The organism is Streptomyces sp. NPDC060209 (assembly GCF_042728155.1).
Lineage (GTDB): Bacteria > Actinomycetota > Actinomycetes > Streptomycetales > Streptomycetaceae > Streptomyces.
Genome location: NZ_JBHWZS010000460.1, coordinates 1 through 4,869 on the forward strand (window position 1 = coordinate 1; position 4,869 = coordinate 4,869).

At 68.7% G+C, this 4,869-nt stretch carries 4 protein-coding genes; 2 read left to right on the top strand and 2 right to left on the bottom strand.

All coding sequences use genetic code 11. The features are described 5' to 3' along the window. Positions 1-83: 83 nt before the first annotated feature. A complete protein-coding gene (locus ACFWFI_RS41010; RefSeq protein WP_387400785.1) occupies positions 84-641 on the bottom strand; it encodes an NAD(P)H-dependent oxidoreductase in 558 nt (185 codons plus the stop codon). 117 nt (positions 642-758) lie between these two features. Between ACFWFI_RS41010 and ACFWFI_RS41015 the strand changes: the two genes are divergently transcribed. Continuing rightward, positions 759-1,412, top strand: coding sequence for a TetR/AcrR family transcriptional regulator (locus ACFWFI_RS41015; protein WP_387400787.1), 654 nt, complete (start codon positions 759-761; stop codon positions 1,410-1,412). Here the strand turns inward: ACFWFI_RS41015 and ACFWFI_RS41020 are convergent. Further along, positions 1,387-2,631 (bottom strand): damage-control phosphatase ARMT1 family protein, encoded by a 1,245-nt coding sequence (locus ACFWFI_RS41020; protein WP_387400788.1) that lies wholly within the window; start codon positions 2,629-2,631, stop codon positions 1,387-1,389. The two genes, ACFWFI_RS41015 and ACFWFI_RS41020, sit on opposite strands and share 26 nt — an antisense overlap. A gap of 178 nt (positions 2,632-2,809) precedes the next feature. On the opposite strand from ACFWFI_RS41020, the gene htpG reads away from it, so the two are divergent. Then, the gene (htpG, locus tag ACFWFI_RS41025) at positions 2,810-4,723 is read left to right on the top strand and encodes a molecular chaperone HtpG (protein WP_387400790.1); all 1,914 of its coding nucleotides are present in this window, start codon (positions 2,810-2,812) and stop codon (positions 4,721-4,723) included. Positions 4,724-4,869 lie beyond the last annotated feature (146 nt).

The window sequence follows — 4,869 nt, forward strand, 5'->3', positions numbered from 1 at the left end:
CTCCTGGGAGAGGGGCCGGGCCCACAGATGCGCCGGGGCGCGAAGACATCGGCGCGGCATCCTCGGCGCGCCGCGGTCATGGATCAGACGGCCGCCGCGGTGCCCTCGGCGACCTGACGGAGCACCTCGGTCAGCGAGGTGACGACCTCGGCGTCGTCCGCCGGGTGGATCTCGGCGAAGCGGGTCACGGAGCCGGGGATGGAGAGCTTGGCCTCCGCGAGGACCGCTCCACCCGCGAGACCGGCCGCCTTGCGGGCCTCGTCCTGGGCCCACACGCCACCGAACTGACCGAAGGCGGTACCGACCACGGCGACCGGCTTGGCGGTCAGGGCGCCGGCACCGTACGGGCGGGACAGCCAGTCGATGGCGTTCTTCAGCACGGCCGGCATGGTGCCGTTGTACTCGGGCGAGAACAGCACGAACGCGTCGGCCTGACCGGCCGCCGCGCGCAGCTCGGCCGCGGCAGCCGGAACACTGCCCTCGACGTCGATGTCCTCGTTGTAGAAGGGGACCTCGGCGAGACCCTCGTACAGCACGACCTCGACACCCTCGGGCGCGTGCTTGACGGCGGCCTCGGCGAGCTGACGGTTGTGGGAGCCGGCGCGGAGGCTGCCGACGAGGGCGAGGATGCGTACAGACATGGGGGAAGCTCCCGGGAGACGGAGAATGCAGAAGTAAGCGGACCGCAGTCCGTTTAAAGTTGTACCACCTAAACGGACCGCGGTCCACTTACGTCCGTCCAGGGCTACCCTGAAGCCATGACCGCTCCCCTTCCCCCGCTGCCCAGGCCGCCCGACCCCGGCGAGGCGCGGACGAGTCTCACGCTGGCCGCCGTCGGCGAACCGGAGCTGCTGCGGGCGGACGCGGCACGCAATCGAGCGCTTCTGCTGGACGCCGCCTCCCGTCTCCTGGCCAGTTGCGGGGCGGCGGATCTCACCATGGAATCGGTGGCCGCGGCCGCCGGAGTCGGCAAGGGCACTGTCTTCCGCCGCTTCAAGGACCGCACCGGCCTGCTCATCGCGCTCCTCGACCACCGCGAGGCCCTGCTGCAGGCCGCCTTCCTCTCCGGCCCGCCTCCCATGGGCCCGGACGCCCCGGCAGCCGAGCGGCTGCACGCCTTCGGTCCCGCCCTGATGCGCCACGAGCGCGACCACCACGAGCTGATCCTGGCCTCACGCACCGATCCGTTGCGCACCTACACCGTCCCCGCGCAACGGCTGAGACTCAGCCACGTCACCCTGCTGCTGCGCCAGGCGCGTGCGGCGGGTGAGCCGGAGCTGCTCGCGCACACCCTGCTCGGGTCGATCGACACCCCCCTCGTGCACCATCTGACGTGCGAACGCGGCATGACCATCGATCAGTTGGATCAGGGCTGGCACGACCTTCTCAGCCGGTACGGGGTGGCGCGCTGAGAGTGGGCCCATGGGGCCGCGCCCGCACCTGGATCAGGGCGTGCGTTCCGCTGGTACGCCACGCCCGGCCGGACCGCTCCAGCCTTTCCGAGGTGCGCGGGTCCAGGCCCACGACTACATCGGACTTCAGCGTACGCAGCGCTGCGACGGCCCCCGGGAAGTACGCCGTGAGGTCGGCGAAAGGCGTTGTCGCCGGCCACAGCCGGTCGCCCACCAGGCGCCGGTAGTTGAGGTCGCCCTTCAGGATCGTCAGCGTCGCCGCACCGAGCTCCTCCCGGAGGTCATCGGGCATCCGCTCGTACGGAAACGGGGCGCAGAAGAACGCGTGGGTGCGGACGTCGAGCCGTCCGGTGGCCATGGCCTCCCGGACCCGTCCGCCGATCACGCCGGCCTCACCGGGGGCCCTGCCCAGTCGGCGCACACAATCGACGACATCGGCCGTCATCGCGTCGGAGACGTAGTACGGGCCGGGCTTCACGTGGAGCACCACCCGGTCGGCGTGGCCGCGTTCGAGCAGGTGGTCGACGAGTACGAGGTCGGGGATCAGCTCGCGTCCCGTGTTGTCCGCGATGACGGCGACGGTGGCGTGGGACCCGGGCGGCAGGAGCGACCACAGCGCTGCGCTGTCGTCGGCGACCAGACCGGGTTCGGCCTCACCGGGAACGGATTCGCCCGCCGGTCCGCTGAAGCCGAGATCGGCGCGGTTGCCCCAGAGCGAGGCCTGGAGAAGTGCGGCCGCCCTCTCGGCCGAGGGGACGCCGGCGAGGTCGTCCAGGGAGCGGAGCTCCTCCTCGACGGTGTCGCCGCGGAGTTCGGCACGCTTGAAGCTAGCGAAGGGGTCGATGCCCTGCCAGGGGCCCTCCCCGAAATAGCCCACGGCACCAAGGAGCCTGCGGTAGAAGTAGCTCTCGGCCCAGAGGAACGGGGCGTCGAACCACGGGCGCCCGAAGTGCTCCCGTCCCCTCGCCAGCCAGAGGTCCCGGTCCGGGCTCCCGGGGCCGAGCGGTTCGACGACGCCGTGGACGATCTCGTGCAGCAGGGCGTCCAGGGCACGGTGCTGCCGGGGCCCGTACGGGAAGGCCTCGCGCACCTGCCCGATCAGTGCCGGATGGCGCTCGGCCATGACGCCCCGGGCGAAGCTGCCGGGCTCCCCGCAGGTGATCACAGGTGGGAGGCCGGGGTCCTGCCCGGTCCCGGAAGCCGCTCGCGTATCGCCCATGGGCCCCAGTCTGCCCGTTGGGGAAGTCGCGCATCCGGCGTCGGGCGCGCGTGTCCGTCCACCGCTGGGAGACCGGGTGGCCAACGGCCGTGGCCGAACCGGCACATGGGCGGGCCGGGGCCTGGTTACGATTAGCAGCGACTCAGATGGATTACCCCAGGAAAGGGAACCCGCACCCATGCCCGCCGAGACGTTCGAGTTTCAGGTAGAAGCGCGTCAGCTCCTGCAGATGATGATCCATTCGATTTATTCGAACAAGGATGTATTCCTGCGTGAGCTCATTTCCAATTCTTCGGACGCGCTGGACAAGCTGCGACTGGAAACTCTCCGCGACGACACGCTCCAGGCGGACTCGTCCGACCTCCATATCGCCATCGAGGCCGACCAGGAGAAGCGCACGCTGACCGTGCGCGACAACGGCATCGGAATGTCGCACGACGAGGTCGTGCAGTTGATCGGGACGATCGCGAACTCCGGTACGGCGAAGTTCCTCCAGGAACTGAAGGAAGCCAAGGACGCCACCACTTCCGAGGAACTCATCGGACAGTTCGGTGTCGGGTTCTATTCGAGCTTCATGGTCGCCGACGAGGTCACCCTGCTGACCCGGCGCGCGGGCGAGGACACCGGCACGCGCTGGCAGTCCAGCGGCGAGGGCACCTACACGGTCGAGTCCGTCGACGACGCACCGCAGGGCACCTCGGTCACCTTGCGGCTCAAGCCCGAGGACGCCGAGGACAAGCTCTTCGACTACACATCCCCCTGGAAGGTCAGGGAAATCGTCAAGCGCTACTCGGACTTCATCACCTGGCCCATCCGCATGGCAGCGGTGGGGGGCGAGGAGGGCGCCGAGCCCGGGACCGAGACGGTCAACTCGATGAAGGCCCTGTGGGCCCGGTCGAAGGACTCCGTGACCGATGAGGAGTACAGCGAGCTGTACAAACACATCAGCCACGACTGGACCGAACCGCTCGAAACCATCCGCATGCAGGCGGAGGGAACATTCGAATACCAGGCCCTGCTCTTCCTGCCGTCCCACGCTCCGCAGGACCTGTTCATGCAGGACCACAAGCGTGGAATCCAGCTCTATGTGAAGCGCGTATTCATCATGGACGACTGCGAAGCGCTGATGCCGACGTATCTCCGCTTCGTGAAGGGCGTGGTCGACGCCCAGGACCTGTCGCTCAACGTGTCCCGCGAGATCCTGCAGCAGGACCGCCAGATCGAGATGATGCGGCGCCGCCTGGTCAAGAAGGTGCTCTCGACGGTGAAGGACATGAGGTCCGGCACCCCCGAGAAGTACGACACGTTCTGGAAGGAATTCGGCCGGGTCCTCAAGGAAGGCCTCTTCCAGGACTTCGAGAACCGCGACGCGATCCTGGAGATCTCCTCGTTCGCCTCGACCCAGGACGAGGAGGGGCTGACCACCCTGCGCTCGTACGTGGAGCGGATGAAGGAGGGCCAGGAACAGATCTACTACATGACGGGCGAGTCGCGCGCGGCCATGGAGAGCTCACCCCACATGGAGGCGTTCCGCGCCAAGGGCTTCGAGGTCCTCCTGCTGACCGACCCCGTCGACGAGGTCTGGGTCCAGTCCGTCCCCGAGTTCGACGGCAAGCCGCTCCAGTCCATCTCCAAGGGCGAGGTCGACCTGGACACCGACGAGGAGAAGAAGGAGGTCGAGGCCGAGCGTGAGAAGCAGCAGCAGGACTACGCCGGTCTGCTGACCTGGATGACGGAGCAGCTCGGCGACACCGTGAAGGAGGTACGTCTCTCCTCGCGGCTCACCGTCTCGCCGGCCTGCATCGTCTCGGACACGCACGATGCCACCCCCGCGCTGGAGAACATGTACCGCGCCATGGGCCAGGAGGTGCCGCACATCAAGCGCATCCTCGAACTCAACCCCTCGCACGCGCTGATCAGCGGGCTGAACAAGGCGTACGCCGAGCAGAGCGGCGAGGAGGGCACCGGCACCGAGCTGGCCGAGACGGCCGAGCTCGTCCACGGGCTGGCGCTCCTCTCGGACGGAGGCGAGCTGAGTGACCCCTCGCGCTTCAGCAGGCTGATGGCCGACCGTCTGGAGCGCACGCTCTAGGGTCTTTCGTTCGGAGCAGGCTGGATCAGGGCGCGGGCTCCGGTGCCGTGCGTCGCCAGGCGGTGCCGGGGCACGCGAGCCCAGCATGATCCGGACGAGAGGCTCCAGCCCCGCCCACCCCGCACGACCGCGGCCGCCAGGATTCC

Coding starts and splice junctions, on each gene's coding strand:
- ACFWFI_RS41010 (WP_387400785.1), bottom strand. CDS start 641: ATGTCTGTACGCATCCTCGCCCTCGTCGGCAGCCTCCGCGCCGGCTCC.
- ACFWFI_RS41015 (WP_387400787.1), top strand. CDS start 759: ATGACCGCTCCCCTTCCCCCGCTGCCCAGGCCGCCCGACCCCGGCGAG.
- ACFWFI_RS41020 (WP_387400788.1), bottom strand. CDS start 2,631: ATGGGCGATACGCGAGCGGCTTCCGGGACCGGGCAGGACCCCGGCCTC.
- htpG (WP_387400790.1), top strand. CDS start 2,810: ATGCCCGCCGAGACGTTCGAGTTTCAGGTAGAAGCGCGTCAGCTCCTG.